Source organism: Delftia sp. BGA-UO-ETr-SB1 (assembly GCF_059567865.1).
In genome coordinates this window covers 124,111-140,734 of record NZ_JCAQOW010000004.1, presented here as the reverse complement: position 1 = coordinate 140,734, position 16,624 = coordinate 124,111, and the positions used below count along the sequence as shown (strand labels likewise).

The following is a 16,624-nucleotide window of genomic DNA, read 5'->3' as shown; positions in this document are numbered from 1 at the left end:
CTTGCGCGGGCATCAACCCGCGCTGTGCTCGACCAGCATCAGCGCATCAAGCGCCACCACGCCCTGCCCTTCGGGCAGCACGATGACCGGGTTGAGGTCGATCTCGCGGATGGCCGGCGTGCCGCGCAGCACCTGGCCCAGGCGCACGATGAGCTCGGCCAGCGCCTGGCGGTCCAGCGCCGGGGCGCCCCGGTAGCCGTGCAGCAGCGGCGCGCCCTGCAGGCGGTCCAGTTCGCGCAGCACCTCGCCGGTGGACAGGTCGGCGTCCAGCAGGCGCGCATCGCGCATGATCTCGGCCGTCACGCCCCCCAGGCCGGCCAGGATCACCGGGCCCCACTGCGGATCGTTGCGCGCGCCGATGATCATCTCCAGGCCACGTTGGCCCATGGCCTCGATCAGCACGCCGTCCAGCGCAATGGCGCTGTCATAGGCCGCCACGTTGGCATGCAGTCGCCCCCAGGCCTCGCCCATGGCCTGCGCATCGGCAATGTTCAGGATCACGCCGCCCGCATCGCTCTTGTGGCTGAGGTCGGCGGACTGGGCCTTGAGCGCCACGGGCCAGCCGATCTCCGCCGCAATCGCCACGGCCTGCTCGGCCGAGGTGGCCAGCCGGCCGCGCGCAAAGGGTATGCCGGCCTGTGCCAGCACGGCCTTGGATTCGTACTCGGGCACCACCGTGCGGCCTGCGGGCAGGGCCAGGGCGATGGGCTGGGCATCGGTGCGCTCGAAACTGCGCTGGCTGAAGGCGGTCAGGCGCTGCACGGCGCGCAGGGCACGCTCGGTGCTGGGGAAGTACGGCACGCCCAGCGCACGCATCTCGGCGATGAACTCGGCAGGCACGGCCGCGCCCTCGTCCAGGCCCGCGACGATGACGGGCTTGGCCGGCCGCAGCTCGCGCACGGCGCGCAGCACGGGTGGCATCTTGATTCCGCAGGTCACCGGGTCGCCCTGGATCAGGCCGACCAGGACGGTGGAAAAGCGCGCATCGCCAAACAGCGCGTCCAGCGTGCGGAAATACAAATCCGGCTCCACCAGGCCCTGGGCCGTGAGGTCCAGCGGGTTGCTCACGCCCACGAACTCGGGCAGTGCCGCACGCAGCGCGGGCGAGTCGTCGTCGCCGATGGCGGGCAGGGCCAGGCCCAGTTCCTCGGCCCAGTCCAGCGTCAGCGCCTTGAAGGCGCCGGACTCGCCCAGCACGGCAACTCCCGATGCAGCGGCTGCACCGGCCCCACCAGCCGATGGCAGCACGGGGCAGCGGATGGCGATCTCGGCGATGTCGCCCAGCTCCTCCAGTGTCTCGGCAAACACGGCGCCTGCGCGTTCCAGCTTGGTGCGCATCAGCGCATAGTCGCCGGCCATGGCGCCGGTGTGCGTGGCAGCCGAGGCGCGCGCCGCACTGCTCTTGCCCGGGTGCAGCAGCACCACGGACTTGCCCAGGCTGCGCGCACGGGCCACGGCGGCCAGGATGCGCGCGGGCTGGCGGAACTGCTCGACGATCATGGCGACCACGCGCGTGGAAGGCTGCTCCAGCAGGAAGTCCACATAGTCCTCGGCATGGCTGGCGGCCTCGTTGCCCGTGGAGATGGCGTGCGACAGCGGCAGCGCGCGGCTGGCCAGCGTGGTGCACAGCACGGTCATCATGGCGCCGCTTTGCGAGACCACGCCAATGGCGGGCCGCGTGGCATCGGCCTGCTGCGCGTCGATATTCACCTCGACAAAGGTCAGCGGCACGCGCTGCAGGTAGTTGATGCAGCCCAGGCAGTTGGGGCCTTCCACCACCATGCCGGCCTCGGCGGCAATGCGTGCGATCTCGCGCTGCTCGGCCATGCCGCGCTCGCCCGCCTCGGCAAAGCCTGCCGAGAAGATCACCGCCGCGCCCACGCGGCGCGCCGCCAATGCACGCACCGTGTCCAGCACAAAGGGCTGGGGGATGGCCAGCACGGCCACATCCACGCCTTCGGGCAGCTGATCGACCGAGGCCAGGCAGGCCCGCCCGGCGATCTCGCTGCGCTTGGGGTTGATCAGGTGGATGTCGCCGGCAAAGCCGTTGCGCTCCAGATTGCCCAGCACCGATGCGCCCAGCGCACCCGGCGTGGCCGAGGCGCCGACGATGGCGATGGAACGCGGCCTCAGCAGCCTGCCGATGTCGGGCCGCAGGGCGGCCGCCATCTCTGTCGTTGTCATTCTTGTCTCCAATGATTAAAGCTGGGAGGCCTACCGCCCGTGGTGGACGCTGCCCAAGCGAGGGACACCGAGGAAGGGCCGCCCCGCACTGAGGGTGTCGTCCCCCTCCCTCGCGAAGCGAGTTAGAGAGGGGGAAGGCGCGAAGCGCCTCAGGGGGTGACTTGCTTGCTCAAGTCGTAGGTGCCCAGGCCGGGCTTGTAGGTCTTGTCGTCCAGGAACTGGCGCATGCCTTCCTTGCGGCCTTCGTTGTCGTAGCTGTTGGCAGCTTCCTGGGCGCGCACCAGGTAGTCCTCGGCGTTGTCGTAGCTCATGTCGCGCACGCGGCGGATGGCGTCCTTGGTGGCCTTCAGGGCGCTGGGGTTCTTCTGCAGCAGGGCCTCGGCCACTTCGGTGACGCGGGCCTGCAGGCGATCGGCCGGCAGCGACTCGTTGACCAGGCCCCACTCGGCGGCCGTGCGGCCGTCGATGTTCTCGCCCAGCATGGCGTGGTACATGGCACGGCGGAAGGACAGCAGCTCCACCGCCACCTTGGAGGCGCCGCCACCGGGCAGGATGCCCCAGTTGATTTCGGACAGGCCGAACTTGGCGTCATCCGAGGCAAAGGCCAGGTCGCAGGCGAACAGGGGGCCGTAGCCGCCGCCGAAGCACCAGCCGTTGACCATGGCAATGGTCGGCTTCTGGAACCAGCGCAGGCGGCGCCACCAGCCATAGCTCTCGCGCTGGGCCTTGCGGGTTCCGGCCAGGCCGGTGGCCTCGGTCTCGCGGAAGTATTCCTTCAGGTCCATGCCGGCCGTCCAGGCCGTGCCTTCGCCTGCAAGCACGACCACGCCCACGTCGTCACGGAACTCCAGGTCGTCGAGCACACGCATCATCTGGCGGTTGAGCTGGGGGCTCATGGCGTTGCGCTTTTCGGGGCGGTTGAATTTCACCCAGGCCACGCGGCCTGTGACGGTGCAGGACACGGTCTGTTCTTCGGTACGTTCGGTGCTCATTGCGCTTCCTTGTGCAAAGGGGAAATGGGGTTTTGGACACCGATGCTTCGGCTCCATAATCGTTATGATAAATAACTATTATTGAAGCCCGCAATACAGCGTTTACCCTAGCCCCAGTCCCCCGCCAGCCTGCCGCGATGCGAATGCTTCTGCGTCGCGCATGCATGCAATGCGCCGTCCACGGGGAATTGCAGCGCGCGCTTTGGCCCAAGGGCCGGTTCACGCGATACTTGCGGCGTTCACACAGTCAGGAGAAGAAGAACATGCAAGGCCAACCAGAAGTCATCGAATGCCTCATAGAGTTGCTGCGCGGCGAGCTTGCCGCGCGCGACCAGTACTTCATCCACTCGCGCCAGTACGAAGACCAGGGCCTGCTGCGCCTGTTCGAGCGCATCGGCCATGAGATGGAAGAGGAAACCCAGCACGCCGACGCCATCCTGCGCCGCATCCTGTTCCTGGGCGGCCGCCCCGACATGCGCCCGCACGAGTTCACGCCCGGCGAGACCGTCGAAGAGATGCTGCGCAAGGACCTGGCCACCGAATACCGCGTGCGTGACAGCCTGCGCTCGGCCATGGCCCTGTGCGAGCGCCACAGCGACTTCAACAGCCGCGACCTGCTGCTGGCCCAGCTGCGCGACACGGAAGAAGACCACGCCTACTGGCTGGAGAAGCAACTGGGCCTGATCGAGAAGATCGGCCTGCCCAACTACCTGCAAAGCAAGATGGGCGAGCCGGCCTGAAGACAAGTCGCCCCACGATGAAAAGCAAACCGGCAGCCACGATGAAACGGCAAGCCGGTCGCCCCGCGATGAAACAAGAGCCCTCAAGGGCCTGAGAGAAGAGAAAAGAAAAAGGGATGGAAAGCCGCAAGGCCTTCCATCCCTTTTCATTTTCATAGGGTGCGCACCGCCGGGCGGCGGTGCTGCCCGGTGTCAGTCGTCCAGCAGGGACAGGTCGCGCACGGCGCCCTTGTCGGCCGACATCACCAGCTTGGCATAGGCCTTGAGAGCGGCCGAGACCTTGCGCGGGCGCGGCTCGGCGGGCTTCCAGCCCTTGGCATCCTGCTCGGCACGGCGGCGGGCCAGCTCCTCGTCGGAGACCAGCACGTTGATGCTGCGGTTGGGAATGTCGATGCGGATGCGGTCGCCGTTGCGCACCAGGCCGATGGCGCCGCCAGCGGCAGCTTCCGGCGAGCAGTGGCCGATGGACAGGCCCGAGGTGCCGCCCGAGAAGCGTCCGTCGGTCAGCAGTGCGCACTCCTTGCCCAGGCCCTTGGACTTGATGTAGCTGGTCGGGTAGAGCATTTCCTGCATGCCGGGGCCGCCCTTGGGACCTTCATAGCGCACGACGACGATGTCTCCGGCCTTGACCTTGTCGTCCAGGATGTTCTGCACGGCCTCGTCCTGCGACTCGGTCACGTGGGCCGTGCCTTCGAACACATGGATGCTTTCGTCCACGCCGGCCGACTTGACCACGCAGCCGTCCAGGGCGATGTTGCCCGTCAGCACGGCCAGGCCGCCTTCCTTGGAGAAGGCGTGCTCGTAGGAGCGGATGCAGCCTTCTGCACGGTCCAGGTCCAGGCTGGGCCAGCGCGTGTTCTGGCTGAAGGCCACCTGGGTGGGAATGCCGGCCGGGCCTGCCAGGTAGAAGTGCCTGACGGCCTCGTCCTGGGTGGTGGTGATGTCCCACTGCGCCAGGCCTTCGCCCAGGGTCTTGGCGTGCACGGTGGGCACGTCGGTGTGCAGCTTGCCGGCGCGGGCCAGCTCGCCGAGGATGGCGAAGATGCCGCCGGCGCGGTGCACATCCTCGATGTGGTACTTCTGCGTGTTGGGCGCCACCTTGCACAGCTGGGGCACGGAGCGCGAGAGGCGGTCGATGTCGGCCATGGTGAAGTCGATCTCGGCTTCACGGGCAATGGCCAGCAGGTGCAGGATGGTGTTGGTGGAGCCGCCCATGGCGATGTCCAGCGTCATCGCGTTCTCGAAGGCCTTGAAGCCCACGGAGCGCGGCAGCACGGAGGCGTCTTCCTGCTCGTAGTACTCGCGGGCCAGCTCGACGATGCGGCGGCCGGCGCGCTTGAACAGTTCCTCGCGGTCGGCATGCGTGGCCAGCACCGTGCCGTTGCCGGGCAGGGACAGGCCCAGCGCCTCGGTCAGGCAGTTCATGGAGTTGGCGGTGAACATGCCCGAGCAGGAACCGCAGGTCGGGCAGGCCGAGCGCTCGACCTGGGCGACCTGCTCGTCGGTGTAGTTGGAGTCGGCCGCGATCACCATGGCATCGACCAGGTCCAGCTTCTTGAACTCCAGCTTGTGCGTGTTGGGATTGGCCAGCTTGGTCTTGCCCGCTTCCATGGGGCCGCCGGAGACGAAGATCACCGGAATGTTCAGCCGCATGGCGGCCATCAGCATGCCGGGGGTGATCTTGTCGCAGTTGGAGATGCACACCAGCGCGTCGGCGCAGTGGGCGTTGACCATGTACTCCACCGAGTCCGCGATGATGTCGCGGCTGGGCAGCGAATACAGCATGCCGTCGTGGCCCATGGCGATGCCGTCGTCCACGGCGATGGTGTTGAATTCCTTGGCCACGCCGCCTGCGGCCTCGATCTCGCGTGCCACCAACTGGCCCAGGTCCTTGAGGTGGACGTGGCCCGGAACGAACTGCGTGAAGGAGTTGGCGATGGCGATGATGGGCTTGTCGAAGTCGCCATCCTTCATGCCGGTGGCACGCCACAGGGCGCGCGCACCGGCCATGTTGCGGCCGCCGGTGGAAGTCTTGGAACGGTATGCGGGCATGGGGAATCCAGTTGTCTGTCGTCTCGGTCCATCCCTGGTCCTGTGGGGAAGGCCAGGGTCTGGGCGAAGATTATGGCGCAGCGCCCGCCGCACCGCTGGGGCACAGGAATGCCCCGGCCGGCATGGGCCGCCCCTTTGCAGACCCCAGGCATCGCCTGCGGCGAAGCCTGCGCCGCCGTTCAAGGCCCCTCAGCGGCGCGAACGCGAGCGCGTGCCCGTGCCCATGGCTTCCTTGTTCTTTTCGATGCGCTTCAAGCGCCGCTGCTCGATCTTGTCGGCCGCGCGCCGCTTGGTGTAGCCAGAGGTGTCGGCCCAGGCCCACCAGGCTGCCGTCACGCCATAGGCGCCCAGGATGACGTACCAGGACCAGGAGGCCACAGGCTCGATATCGGCCAACTTCAGCAGGGTGAGCAGGACCGCGATTCCCAACAGATACATAACTTCTCCTTCACCAGACGGTGCTTCACACGAGGTAACGCATCAGGCATGCGCGCCCACTACAATGTTTCGCATAATTATTCCCGACAACCCCCAGGAACTCATGATGAAGCAGACATTGATCGCATTGGCCTTGACCGTCGTCACCGTGGCTCCCGCCATGGCCGACCAGGCTCTTGCCGCCTCCAAGAACTGCATGGCCTGCCACGCCGTGGACAAGAAGCTGGTGGGCCCGTCCTATAAGGATGTGGCCTCCAAGTACGCAGGCCAGAAGGACGCGGTGGACAAGCTGGCTGCCAAGATCATGAAGGGCGGCAGCGGCGTCTGGGGCCCGGTTCCCATGCCCGCCAACCCCCAGGTCAACGATGCCGACGCCAAGAAGCTGGCCGCCTGGGTGCTGTCGCTGAAGTAAGTTCCGCCGGCCTCCCGCCTCGGGGCCCGCAACGAAAAAAACCGCGCAACGCAAGTCGCGCGGTTTTTTTCATGATCCGCCCATAAATCCGGGTGTGGGCCGCCTACCTGTAGTCCGGAGCGCCTGCGCCGGGCTGCTGGTACAGGCGAACCTGCTGCTCCAACTGCCCCACATAGGCGGCCGTGCTGTTGTCCGACTCCTGGGCACGCTGCACCAGGTGCGCCTCCAGTCCGTCCAGCCGCGCCATCAGCACTTCCTTGTCACGCGCATGCAGGTCCTCCAGCACGGTGCGCAGCTCGGTGAAGCGCGAGGCCTCGGCCTTGTCGGCCAGGTCACGCTGGGCCTGCATTTCCTTGGCGTGGCGGCGCGCCTCCATCAGTACCGAGCCCTGCAGCCACAGCACATAGGCGACGAAGAACACGCCCAGCAGGCAGGTCAGCGCCAGCATCAGCACGCCCAGCGGCGCCTGGACTTCGGTCACGCCCAGCGACACGACGGACGGCGCAGCCAGCGTGTTCCAGTTGAATGCCGCCAGCAGCGCAATCAGGGCCACGGTGATCAGCAGCGACAGGGTTCTCAGATTCATGGTGCAACGCCTCCCTCGGCAGTGGTGAAAACAACAGCTTCGGTTGTACTGCAACCATCATGCCTGAGCTGTCGGCCCACACAAAATAGGACTGCAAGACAGCGCGCCGCCCGCAGTCCAGCCAAAAAAAAACCGGAGCCTGTGCTCCGGTTCTTCATGGCGGGCGTGTCCGCCCTCAGTTCGTCTCGGCCAACTGGTCGAGGATGGCCGGGTTCTCCAGCGTGCTCGTGTCCTGGGTGATGGCCTCGCCCTTGGCAATCGAGCGCAGCAGGCGGCGCATGATCTTGCCGCTGCGCGTCTTGGGCAGGTTGTCGCCAAAGCGGATGTCCTTGGGCTTGGCGATGGGGCCGATTTCCTTGGCCACCCAGTCGCGCAGCTCCTTGGCGATCTGCTTGGCCTCCTCGCCCGTGGGACGCGAGCGCTTGAGCACCACGAAGGCGCAGATGGCCTCGCCGGTCAGGTCATCGGGGCGGCCCACCACAGCGGCCTCGGCCACCAGGTCGGTCTTGGACACCAGGGCCGACTCGATCTCCATCGTGCCCATGCGGTGGCCCGAGACATTGAGCACATCGTCAATGCGGCCCGTGATGCGGAAGTAGCCCCGGTCCTCGCTGCGCACCGCGCCGTCGCCGGCCAGGTAGGTCTGCCCGCCCAGCTCGGCCGGGAAGTAGCTCTTCTTGAAGCGCTCGGGGTCGCCCCAGATGGTGCGGATCATGCTGGGCCAGGGCTTGGTGACCACCAGCAGGCCGCCTGCGCCGTTGGGCAGTTCATGGCCGGTCTCGTCGACGATGGCGGCCATGATGCCCGGCAGCGGCAGCGTGCACGAACCCGGCACCAGCGGCGTGGCGCCAGGCATGGGGGCGATCACGTGGCCGCCGTTCTCGGTCTGCCAGAAGGTATCCACGATGGGGCAGCGCTCGCCGCCCACATTGCGGTGGTACCACATCCAGGCCTCGGGATTGATGGGCTCTCCCACGCTGCCCAGCAGGCGCAGGCTGGACAGGTCCGAGTTCTTCGGATGCACGGCGGCATCGCCGTCGGCGGCCTTGATCAGCGAGCGGATGGCCGTGGGTGCCGTGTAGAAGATGGTGCAGCCGTGGCGCTCGATCATCTGCCAGAAGCGGCCCGCGTTGGGGAAGGTGGGCACGCCCTCGAACACGATCTGCGTGGCGCCAGCGGCCAGCGGACCATAGGCCACGTAGGTGTGGCCGGTGATCCAGCCGATGTCGGCCGTGCACCAGAACACGTCGCTGGGCTTGAGGTCGAAGGTCCACTCCATGGTCTGCTTGGCCCACAGCACATAGCCGCCCGTGCAGTGCTGCACGCCCTTGGGCTTGCCCGTGGAGCCGCTGGTGTAGAGGATGAACAGCGGGTGCTCGGAATCCACGGCCACGGGCGCGCACTCGGTGCTCTGGCCGGCCAGGATCTCGCCGAAGGTCTTGTCGCGGCCTGCCGTCATGGCACAGGCCGTGGCCGTGCGCTCGTAGACGAAGACATGGCGCACGGCCTCGCAGCCGCCCAGCGCCAGCGCATCGTCCACGATGGCCTTGAGCGGCAGCTCCTTGCCGCCGCGCATCTGGTAGTTGGCGGTGATCACGGCCACGGCGCCCACGTCCACGATGCGCTCCTGCACCGCCTTGGCAGAGAAGCCGCCGAACACCACGCTGTGCGTGGCGCCGATGCGCGCGCAGGCCTGCATGGCGATCACGCCCTCGATGGTCATGGGCATGTAGATCAGGACACGGTCGCCCTTTTGCACGCCCTGCGCCTTGAGCGCGTTGGCGAACTGCGAGACGCGCTCCAGCAGTTCGCGGTAGCTGACCTTGGTGACCTCGCCGCCATCGGCCTCGAAGATGATGGCCGTCTTGTGCTCGACGTCCGTGCCCATGTGCTTGTCCAGGCAGTTGGCGCTGGCGTTGAGCTCACCGTCGGCGAACCAGCGGAAGAACGGGGGATTGCTGTCGTCCAGCACCTGGGTGAAGGGCTTGGACCAGACCACGTTCTCGCGCGCCAGGCGGGCCCAGAAGCCCTGGTAGTCGTTCTCTGCCTCGGCGCACAGCGCCTTGTACTGCTCCATGCCGGAGATGCGGGCCTTGGCGGCGAAGTCTGCCGGCGGCGGGAAGACCCGGTTCTCCACCAGTACCGATTCAATGGGGGATGCTGTTGCGGTGCTCATGCTTGCTTGTCTCCTGGGCTGGCCAAATAAAAATTGTGGTGTGACTGTCGGGGGCCGGTCTTACATGCCACTGACTGAAACCCCCTTGGGCGCGTCTACCTGGGGATTCCCCGCAGTTCCCGGCTGTCACTGGCAATGGCCTGTTTCGCCGCTAAAATCGCGCGCCCGTTTTCCACGGCCATTGTCCCCTCCCATCCACGCTCCCACACCAGACAAGCGCGACCGACCACCATGGCCCGCCAGCAAAACTCCAATCGAGCCCCCGGCTCCCCCCTGCGTCCCCTGCCCTCCCTGATCTTCGCCAGCCGCTGGCTGCAGCTGCCGCTGTACCTGGGCCTGATCGCCGCCCAGGGCGTCTATGTCTGGCACTTCCTGCTCGAGTTGTGGCACCTGATCGAGGCCGCCTTCGGCAACCAGGAGGCGCTGCAGGCCCTGATCACCAGCATCGGCTACAAGCACGATGCGCCCATCGGCGCGCTCAACGAGACCATCATCATGCTGGTGGTCCTGGCGCTGATCGACGTGGTGATGATCTCCAACCTGCTGATCATGGTCATCGTGGGTGGCTACGAAACCTTCGTCAGCCGCCTGGGCCTGGACAGCCACCCCGACCAGCCCGAGTGGCTGGGCCACGTGAACGCCTCCATCCTCAAGGTCAAGCTGGCCCTGTCCATCATCGGCATCAGCTCCATCCACCTGCTCAAGACCTTCATCAACGCAGGCAGCTACGACGTCAAGGTGCTGATGTGGCAGACCATCATCCACGTCACCTTCCTGGCCAGCGCCCTGGCCATCGCCTACACCGACAAACTGATCAACAGCACGGCCAGCAACCACTGAGCCCGTCGGCATCCCGCACCGAAGCCCCGCAGCGCCAGCCGCTACGGGGCTTTTTTCATGGGCGGGCGCAGGCAACGGATCGGACACCTGCTGGCGCCCGGCCGGCCAGCGCGCCGGGCACGCTTTTTGCCGCAGATCGGGCCTGAAGCTTTCCTCAAGCTGACGCTTGACCGATTTTATTCATCGATGACAGCATATGCCTTGTGAATCATGGCCTCCATGCTCTTATTAAATGAGCAAATACTGGCCGGATTGCAGCCCCCAAGGGCTTGAAACAGCCCAAAACAGGCCTTCTTCGGCTCATGCGTTTTGACGCAGTAAAACCTGTTTTATATAATTTCGGCTTCTTTACAACCTGCCAAGCAGGTCATCGGCACCGTCTTCACGGCCTGCCGATACACCCCGGCGGATCGTTGTGCTCCCGGCACAGCCCCGTCAACCGGGCCGAAACTCGGTCCTGATGTTGTGGGGCATCGCGCTGGCTGATCTTCAGCCACGATGCCCGACTGAGACACCGCGCGCCTCGCCGCCGGCTGCTCTCGACTTCTGGCTCTTGCGCACCGCTTCGCGTGCCATCCGAGCCGCCTCGGGTGCTTTCGCACCTGTTTGAATCCCAGCAACGGGGGACGGCAGTCCCCTGCAGCGAACGGCATCAGGGCTTCATTTTTGGCTTGCGCGCCAGCGTCTTCGCCTGTCGAGGACGCTGGACTGTGTTCCATCTCACCCAAAAGGAGAACGCCACAGTGGCCAAGCAGATCATCATCGATCATGTGTTCAAGGTGTTCGGGGACGACCCCAAGACCGCACTAGACCTCGTCCAACAGGGCCTGAGCAAACAGGAGATCCTGGAGCGCACGGGCCAGTCCATCGGCGTGTTCGACGCCAATTTCACCATCGAGGCCGGCGAGATCTTCGTCGTCATGGGCCTGTCGGGCTCGGGCAAGTCCACCCTGGTGCGCATGCTCAACCGCCTCATCGAGCCCACGGCCGGGCGCATCGTGGTCGATGGCCAGGACATCAATGCCCTGAGCGAGCGCGATCTGCGTGCGCTGCGCCGCAAGGACATCTCCATGGTGTTCCAGTCCTTTGCGCTGATGCCGCACATGACGGTGCTGGACAACACGGCCTTCGGCCTGGAGCTGGCCGGCGCCGACAAGGCTGAGCGCCAAACACAGGCCCAGGCCGCGCTGGAGCAGGTGGGCCTGGGCGCCTGGGGCGCCAGCTACCCCGACGAGCTGTCGGGCGGCATGCAGCAGCGCGTGGGCCTGGCCCGGGCGCTGGCGTCCGATCCGTCCATCCTGCTGATGGACGAGGCCTTCTCGGCCCTGGACCCCATCATCCGCACCGAGATGCAGTCCGAGCTGCTGCGCCTGCAGCAGATCCAGCGCCGCACCATCGTCTTCATCTCGCATGACCTGGACGAGGCCATGCGCATCGGCGACCGCATCGCCATCATGAAGGACGGCCAGGTGATACAGGTCGGCACGCCCGACGAGATCCTGCGCAGCCCCGCCGACGACTATGTGCGCAGCTTCGTGCGCGGCGTGGACGCGGCCTCGGTCTTCAAGGCCGGCGACATCGCGCGCCAGGCGCTGACCGTGGTGTCCGAGCACAGCGACCGTGGCTGCCGCGCAGCCCAGCGCCTGCTGGAAGACTCCGACCGCGACTACGCCTATGTGGTCAACGCGCGCCGCCGCTTCCTGGGCGTGGTGTCCTCGCAATCGCTGCGCGACGCACTGCACGGCCGCCCGGGCATGCTGGGCCTGAGCCACGCCTTCCTGCCCAACGTCGAGCCGCTGTCCGCAGGCACGCCGGTGGCCGAGCTGTTCGGCCCCGTGGCCGCCGCGCCCTGCGCGCTGCCGGTGACCAGCGACGACGGCCAGTTCATGGGCGTGGTCAGCCGCACCACCATGCTGCGCTTCCTGGACCGCGACACGCCGCCCGTGCCACCGCCGCAGGAGATCGTGCCGCCGGTCACGCTCAACCCGCATTTCCCGGCCTCCAACGCCCCCACCGTCGCGCCGACCGTGGAGCCGATTGAACAACGACAAGGAGATGCCGCATGAGCGATGCAACCAATAGCCTGAACCCGAACACCGCCGCTGCCGCCACCGATCCCTGGGCCGATGCGAGCGCAGCCCCTGCTTCCACCGATGCCGCAGCCTCTGCAAGCGCCGATCCCTGGGCCACCGCCGCCACGCCGGCGCCCGATGCCTCGGCCGATCCCTGGGGCGCCGCCAGCGGCGGTGATGCCGCAGGCGGTGACTGGCTGGGCGCCTCGGCCGGCTCGGGCGTTCCCGACGACGCCCATGCCAGCCTCTGGCACCAATTGACCACCGACGGCCTGCCCGTGCAGGGCTGGATCAACAGCGGCCTGGAATGGGTGGTCCACCATTTCCGCCCCTTCTTCCAGGCCGTGCGCACGCCCATCGACGGCACGCTGTCGGGCATCACCGATGCCATGCTGGCCCTGCCGTGGCCGCTGCTGGTCCTGGTCCTGACCCTGGTGGCCTGGCAGTTCGCGGGCCGCGCCATGGCCATTGGCGCAGCCGTCTCGCTGGTGGTGGTCGCCATGCTGGGCATCTGGCCCGAGGCCATGGTGACGCTGTCCCTGGTGCTGACCTCGCTGGTGTTCTGCATGGTCATCGGCCTGCCCGCGGGGATTTTGCTGGCCTCCAGCGACCGTGCGCAGCGCTGGACACGCCCGCTGCTCGACGCCATGCAGACCACGCCGGCCTTCGTCTACCTGGTGCCCGTGGTGATGCTGTTCGGCATCGGCAACGTGCCCGGCGTGATCGTGACCATCATCTTCGCGCTGCCGCCGCTGATCCGACTGACCAACCTGGGTATCCGCCAGGTGCGCCCCGACCTGATCGAAGCCAGCCGCGCCTATGGCGCATCGCCCTGGCAGTTGCTGTGGAAGGTGCAGCTGCCGCTGGCCATGCCCTCCATCATGGCGGGCGTGAACCAGGCGCTGATGCTGTCGCTGTCCATGGTGGTGATCGCTTCCATGATCGCCGTGGGCGGCCTGGGCCAGATGGTGCTGCGCGGCATCGGCCGCCTGGACATGGGCCTGGCCACCGTGGGCGGACTGGGCATCGTGCTTCTGGCCATCGTGCTGGACCGCATCACCCAGGCCATGGGGCAGACGACCCGTGGCGGTGCGCGCTGGTGGCACAGCGGCCCCGCCGGCTGCATTGCCCGCCTGCTGGGCGCCGGCAACAAGCCGGTCCATCGCGGCAGCACCAGCTGAATGCCTTCACTGCGGCGCGGATGGGCCCACTGCCGCGCCGCCTTCCCGAAAAGCGGCCAGCCCCGCTGGCCGCCCACTCCCCTTTCATCACACAACGGAGGAACCCGAGGATGAACCAAGCCCTGAACCACAATCGACTGCCAACTGCCGCTGCCAGCCACTGGCTGCGCACCGCCACGATGGCTGCCGGCATCGCACTGGCCTGCGCAGGCGCATCAGCCGCCAGCGACCAGCCCGGCAAGGGCGTGAAGGTGTCGCCGCTCAAGAGCTCCATCGCCGAAGAAAGCTTCCAGACCCTGATCGTCATGAAGGCCCTGGAGAAGCTGGGCTACGACGTGCAGCCCTTCCAGGAAGTCGAGTACCCCACGGCCCACGTGGCGATTGCCAATGGCGACGCCACTTTCCTGGCCACGCACTGGAACCCGCTGCACGCCGACTACTACAAGAACGCGGGCGGCGACGCCAAGCTGTTCCGCAAGGGCGTGTACTCGGACAATGCCGCCCAGGGCTATCTGATCGACAAGAAGACGGCCGACGAATACAAGATCACCAATATCGGCCAGTTGAAGGACCCCAAGATCGCCAAGCTGTTCGACTCGGACGGCGACGGCAAGGCCGACCTCACCGGCTGCACGCCGGGCTGGGGCTGCGAGGCCGTGATCGAGCACCACCTGACGGCCTACAAGCTGCGTGACACCGTGACCCACAAGCAGGGCACGTACTCGGCGCTGATCGCCGACACCATCTCGCGCTACAAGGCCGGCAAGCCCATCCTCTACTACACCTGGACGCCCTACTGGGTGAGCAACGTGCTCAAGCCCGGCAAGGACGTGGTGTGGCTGGAGGTGCCCTTCTCCTCGCTGCCCGGCGAGCAGGCCAAGTTCGATACCAAGCTGCCCAACGGCAAGAACTACGGCTTCGTGGTGAACAAGCAGCAGATCGTGGCCAACAAGGCCTTCACCGACAAGCACCCCGACGCCGGCAAGCTGTTCGAGCTGATGCAGCTGCCCGTGGGCGACATCAGCGCGCAGAACCACATGATGAGCCAGGGCCAGAACAAGCCCTCGGACATCAACCGCCATGTGGACGGCTGGATCAAGGCCCACCAGAAGACCTTCGACGGCTGGCTGGAACAGGCCCGCGCCGCAGCCCGCTGAACGCTGCGGGGGGAGCCGCTACAGGCGTTCCCCCGGCTTCCTGCTTCAAAGGCCCTCTTCAAAGGCCCGCTTCGGCGGGCCTTTTGAACATGCGCAGGGCGATGGCCGTGACCACCACGCCCGCCACCAGCGCCACCGCATACATGGCCACGTGGGTCACGGCGTTGGGAATGGGCGCGACGAAGATGCCGCCATGCGGCACCTTCAGCTCCACACCCGCCAGCATGGACACGGCGCCGGCCACGGCCGAGCCCAGCACCAGGGCCGGAATCGTGCGCAGTGGATCGCGCGCCGCGTAGGGAATGGCCCCCTCGGTGACAAAGGCCAGGCCCAGCACGCCGGCCGAGGCGGCGCTGCCGCGCTCCTCGCGCGTGAAGCGGTCGGCAAACAGGCGCGTGGCCAGGGCCAGCCCCAGCGGCGGCGTCATGCCGGCGATCATGGCTGCTGCCATGGGCGTGTAGACCTGGCTCGCGATCATTCCCGTGGAAAACGCATAGGCGGCCTTGTTCACCGGCCCGCCCATGTCAAAGGCCATCATCGCGCCCAGCAACAGGCCCAGCAGCAAGGCACTGGCACCCTGCATGCCGCGCAGCCAGGCGCTCAGCCACTGCAGCAGCTCGGCCACGGGCGCACCGACCAGATAGAACATCAGCAGCCCCGTGAAGAGGCTGCCCAGCACAGGCAGGATCAGCATGGGCAGCAGGCCCTTGAGCGCCTGCGGCAGCCGGATGTGCGCCGCCATGAAGGCCACGCCGTAGCCTGCGATGAAGCCGGCCGCGATGCCGCCGATGAACCCCGCGCCCATGCTGGACGCGATCATCCCGCCGATCATGCCCGGCGCAATGCCGGGCCGGTCGGCAATGGAATAGGCGATATAGCCGGCCAGTGCCGGCACCATCAGCGCAAAGCCGCCCTTGGCGCCGATCTGGAACAGCGTCCAGCCCAGCGTGCCCTGGTGCGCATCGTCATGGACATAGATGCCGCCCAGCGCAAAAGCCATGGCGATCAGAATGCCGCCCGCCGTGACGAAGGGCAGCATGAAGGACACGCCGGTCATCAGGTGGCGATAGGCACCGCCGCCCTGGGTCCGGGCCGGCGTGGGCGCGGCGCCGCCTGCAGCAGCGCCCACGGCGGCACCATGCACGGTGGCTTCGGCCAGCGCCTTGGCGATCAGCCCCGAGCCGTCGCGTATGGCCGGCTTGGTGCCGCTGCGCAGCAGCGGCTTGCCCGCGAAGCGCGAAAGATCGACCTCGCGGTCGGCGGCGATGATGACCAGGTCGGCCTCGGCAATCTCCTGCGGCGTCAGCGCATCGAGCGCGCCCACCGAGCCTTGTGTCTCCACGCGCATGGCGTGGCCCAGCGCCGCCGCGCCGCGCTGCAGTCCCTCGGCCGCCATGAAGGTGTGGGCGATGCCCGTGGGGCAGGAGGTGACGGCCACGATCCGCTTGCCCGTGCGCTGTGCTGCGGGACTGGCGGCAGCGCAGCGTGCAAGCACGCCGGCCGGATCGTCGAGCGCCTCGCGCAGGCTGCAGCGCTCGACGGCGGCCTGCACGAAGCGGGAGGCATCGGCGGCGGTGTCAGCATCGTCATCGGTGCCGGCATCCCCCACGATCAGCAATTGCCCGGCCTGCGCGGCGGCATCGGCCGCATGCAGCCCGATCACACCGCCGCTGGCGCGCACTTCCACGGCCAAGGGACGCTGTCCGGCCGCATGGCGCAGGGCTTCGGCGGCCAGCAGCGCTTCGGCGTCGTGCCCGGCGGCTGCGATCACCACAAAAAGAGGGTTCATGAAAG

13 protein-coding genes are annotated in these 16,624 nt (G+C 67.1%); 6 read left to right on the top strand and 7 right to left on the bottom strand.

Features of this window, described 5'->3' with window-relative positions; translation table 11 throughout:
• Positions 1–12: 12 nt before the first annotated feature.
• Together AC57B5_RS01140 and AC57B5_RS01135 are read right to left on the bottom strand one after the other, a co-directional pair.
• Complete coding sequence (locus AC57B5_RS01140; protein WP_496398534.1) at positions 13–2,184, bottom strand: acetate--CoA ligase family protein; 2,172 nt, start codon at positions 2,182–2,184, stop codon at positions 13–15.
• A 149-nt stretch (positions 2,185–2,333) separates the two neighbouring features.
• Positions 2,334–3,176: a p-hydroxycinnamoyl CoA hydratase/lyase gene (locus AC57B5_RS01135; protein ID WP_013803241.1), complete on the bottom strand. Its 843-nt coding sequence runs from the start codon at positions 3,174–3,176 to the stop codon at positions 2,334–2,336.
• Positions 3,177–3,439: 263 nt separating this feature from the next.
• Here AC57B5_RS01135 and bfr point away from each other — a divergent pair, with 263 nt between their 5' ends.
• Positions 3,440–3,916 carry a bacterioferritin gene (gene bfr, locus AC57B5_RS01130; RefSeq protein WP_013803242.1) on the top strand — a complete coding sequence of 159 codons (477 nt, stop codon included), beginning with the start codon at positions 3,440–3,442 and terminating at the stop codon, positions 3,914–3,916.
• Positions 3,917–4,108: 192 nt separating this feature from the next.
• On the opposite strand, the gene ilvD is transcribed toward bfr, so the two are convergent.
• Both ilvD and AC57B5_RS01120 read right to left on the bottom strand, forming a co-directional pair.
• On the bottom strand, positions 4,109–5,968 hold the full coding sequence (gene ilvD, locus AC57B5_RS01125; RefSeq protein ID WP_013803243.1) for a dihydroxy-acid dehydratase: 1,860 nt from the start codon (positions 5,966–5,968) through the stop codon (positions 4,109–4,111).
• 189 nt (positions 5,969–6,157) lie between these two features.
• On the bottom strand, positions 6,158–6,406 hold the full coding sequence (locus AC57B5_RS01120; protein WP_013803244.1) for a TIGR04438 family Trp-rich protein: 249 nt from the start codon (positions 6,404–6,406) through the stop codon (positions 6,158–6,160).
• A 106-nt stretch (positions 6,407–6,512) separates the two neighbouring features.
• Here AC57B5_RS01120 and AC57B5_RS01115 point away from each other — a divergent pair, with 106 nt between their 5' ends.
• Positions 6,513–6,818, top strand: a complete 306-nt coding sequence (locus tag AC57B5_RS01115; RefSeq protein WP_034398318.1) for a c-type cytochrome — start codon at positions 6,513–6,515, stop codon at positions 6,816–6,818.
• 103 nt (positions 6,819–6,921) lie between these two features.
• Here AC57B5_RS01115 and AC57B5_RS01110 read toward each other — a convergent pair whose 3' ends face one another.
• A complete protein-coding gene (locus tag AC57B5_RS01110; RefSeq protein WP_013803246.1) occupies positions 6,922–7,404 on the bottom strand; it encodes a hypothetical protein in 483 nt (160 codons plus the stop codon).
• Between the two features lie 175 nt (positions 7,405–7,579).
• On the bottom strand, positions 7,580–9,580 hold the full coding sequence (acs, locus tag AC57B5_RS01105) for an acetate--CoA ligase (RefSeq protein ID WP_013803247.1): 2,001 nt from the start codon (positions 9,578–9,580) through the stop codon (positions 7,580–7,582).
• A 231-nt stretch (positions 9,581–9,811) separates the two neighbouring features.
• Here acs and AC57B5_RS01100 point away from each other — a divergent pair, with 231 nt between their 5' ends.
• The 4 genes from AC57B5_RS01100 (at position 9,812) to proX (ending at position 14,830) form a co-directional block, all read left to right on the top strand.
• A complete protein-coding gene (locus tag AC57B5_RS01100; protein WP_012204594.1) occupies positions 9,812–10,420 on the top strand; it encodes a TIGR00645 family protein in 609 nt (202 codons plus the stop codon).
• A gap of 743 nt (positions 10,421–11,163) precedes the next feature.
• Positions 11,164–12,486: a glycine betaine/L-proline ABC transporter ATP-binding protein ProV gene (proV, locus tag AC57B5_RS01095; protein WP_141834109.1), complete on the top strand. Its 1,323-nt coding sequence runs from the start codon at positions 11,164–11,166 to the stop codon at positions 12,484–12,486.
• Complete coding sequence (proW, locus tag AC57B5_RS01090; protein ID WP_486301413.1) at positions 12,483–13,673, top strand: glycine betaine/L-proline ABC transporter permease ProW; 1,191 nt, start codon at positions 12,483–12,485, stop codon at positions 13,671–13,673. Before proV ends, proW begins: the two co-directional genes overlap by 4 nt.
• A gap of 110 nt (positions 13,674–13,783) precedes the next feature.
• The gene (gene proX, locus AC57B5_RS01085) at positions 13,784–14,830 is read left to right on the top strand and encodes a glycine betaine/L-proline ABC transporter substrate-binding protein ProX (RefSeq protein ID WP_012204550.1); all 1,047 of its coding nucleotides are present in this window, start codon (positions 13,784–13,786) and stop codon (positions 14,828–14,830) included.
• Positions 14,831–14,888: 58 nt separating this feature from the next.
• Here proX and AC57B5_RS01080 read toward each other — a convergent pair whose 3' ends face one another.
• Positions 14,889–16,619: a PTS fructose transporter subunit IIC gene (locus AC57B5_RS01080; protein WP_496398533.1), complete on the bottom strand. Its 1,731-nt coding sequence runs from the start codon at positions 16,617–16,619 to the stop codon at positions 14,889–14,891.
• Positions 16,620–16,624 lie beyond the last annotated feature (5 nt).

What these genes read in the sequence shown, in the direction of transcription:
- AC57B5_RS01080 (WP_496398533.1), bottom strand. Translation starts at nt 16,619, where the DNA reads ATGAACCCTCTTTTTGTGGTGATCGCAGCCGCCGGGCACGACGCCGAA.
- proW (WP_486301413.1), top strand. Translation starts at nt 12,483, where the DNA reads ATGAGCGATGCAACCAATAGCCTGAACCCGAACACCGCCGCTGCCGCC.
- AC57B5_RS01140 (WP_496398534.1), bottom strand. Translation starts at nt 2,184, where the DNA reads ATGACAACGACAGAGATGGCGGCCGCCCTGCGGCCCGACATCGGCAGG.
- AC57B5_RS01115 (WP_034398318.1), top strand. Translation starts at nt 6,513, where the DNA reads ATGAAGCAGACATTGATCGCATTGGCCTTGACCGTCGTCACCGTGGCT.
- proX (WP_012204550.1), top strand. Translation starts at nt 13,784, where the DNA reads ATGAACCAAGCCCTGAACCACAATCGACTGCCAACTGCCGCTGCCAGC.
- AC57B5_RS01135 (WP_013803241.1), bottom strand. Translation starts at nt 3,176, where the DNA reads ATGAGCACCGAACGTACCGAAGAACAGACCGTGTCCTGCACCGTCACA.
- ilvD (WP_013803243.1), bottom strand. Translation starts at nt 5,968, where the DNA reads ATGCCCGCATACCGTTCCAAGACTTCCACCGGCGGCCGCAACATGGCC.
- acs (WP_013803247.1), bottom strand. Translation starts at nt 9,580, where the DNA reads ATGAGCACCGCAACAGCATCCCCCATTGAATCGGTACTGGTGGAGAAC.
- AC57B5_RS01110 (WP_013803246.1), bottom strand. Translation starts at nt 7,404, where the DNA reads ATGAATCTGAGAACCCTGTCGCTGCTGATCACCGTGGCCCTGATTGCG.
- bfr (WP_013803242.1), top strand. Translation starts at nt 3,440, where the DNA reads ATGCAAGGCCAACCAGAAGTCATCGAATGCCTCATAGAGTTGCTGCGC.
- AC57B5_RS01100 (WP_012204594.1), top strand. Translation starts at nt 9,812, where the DNA reads ATGGCCCGCCAGCAAAACTCCAATCGAGCCCCCGGCTCCCCCCTGCGT.
- AC57B5_RS01120 (WP_013803244.1), bottom strand. Translation starts at nt 6,406, where the DNA reads ATGTATCTGTTGGGAATCGCGGTCCTGCTCACCCTGCTGAAGTTGGCC.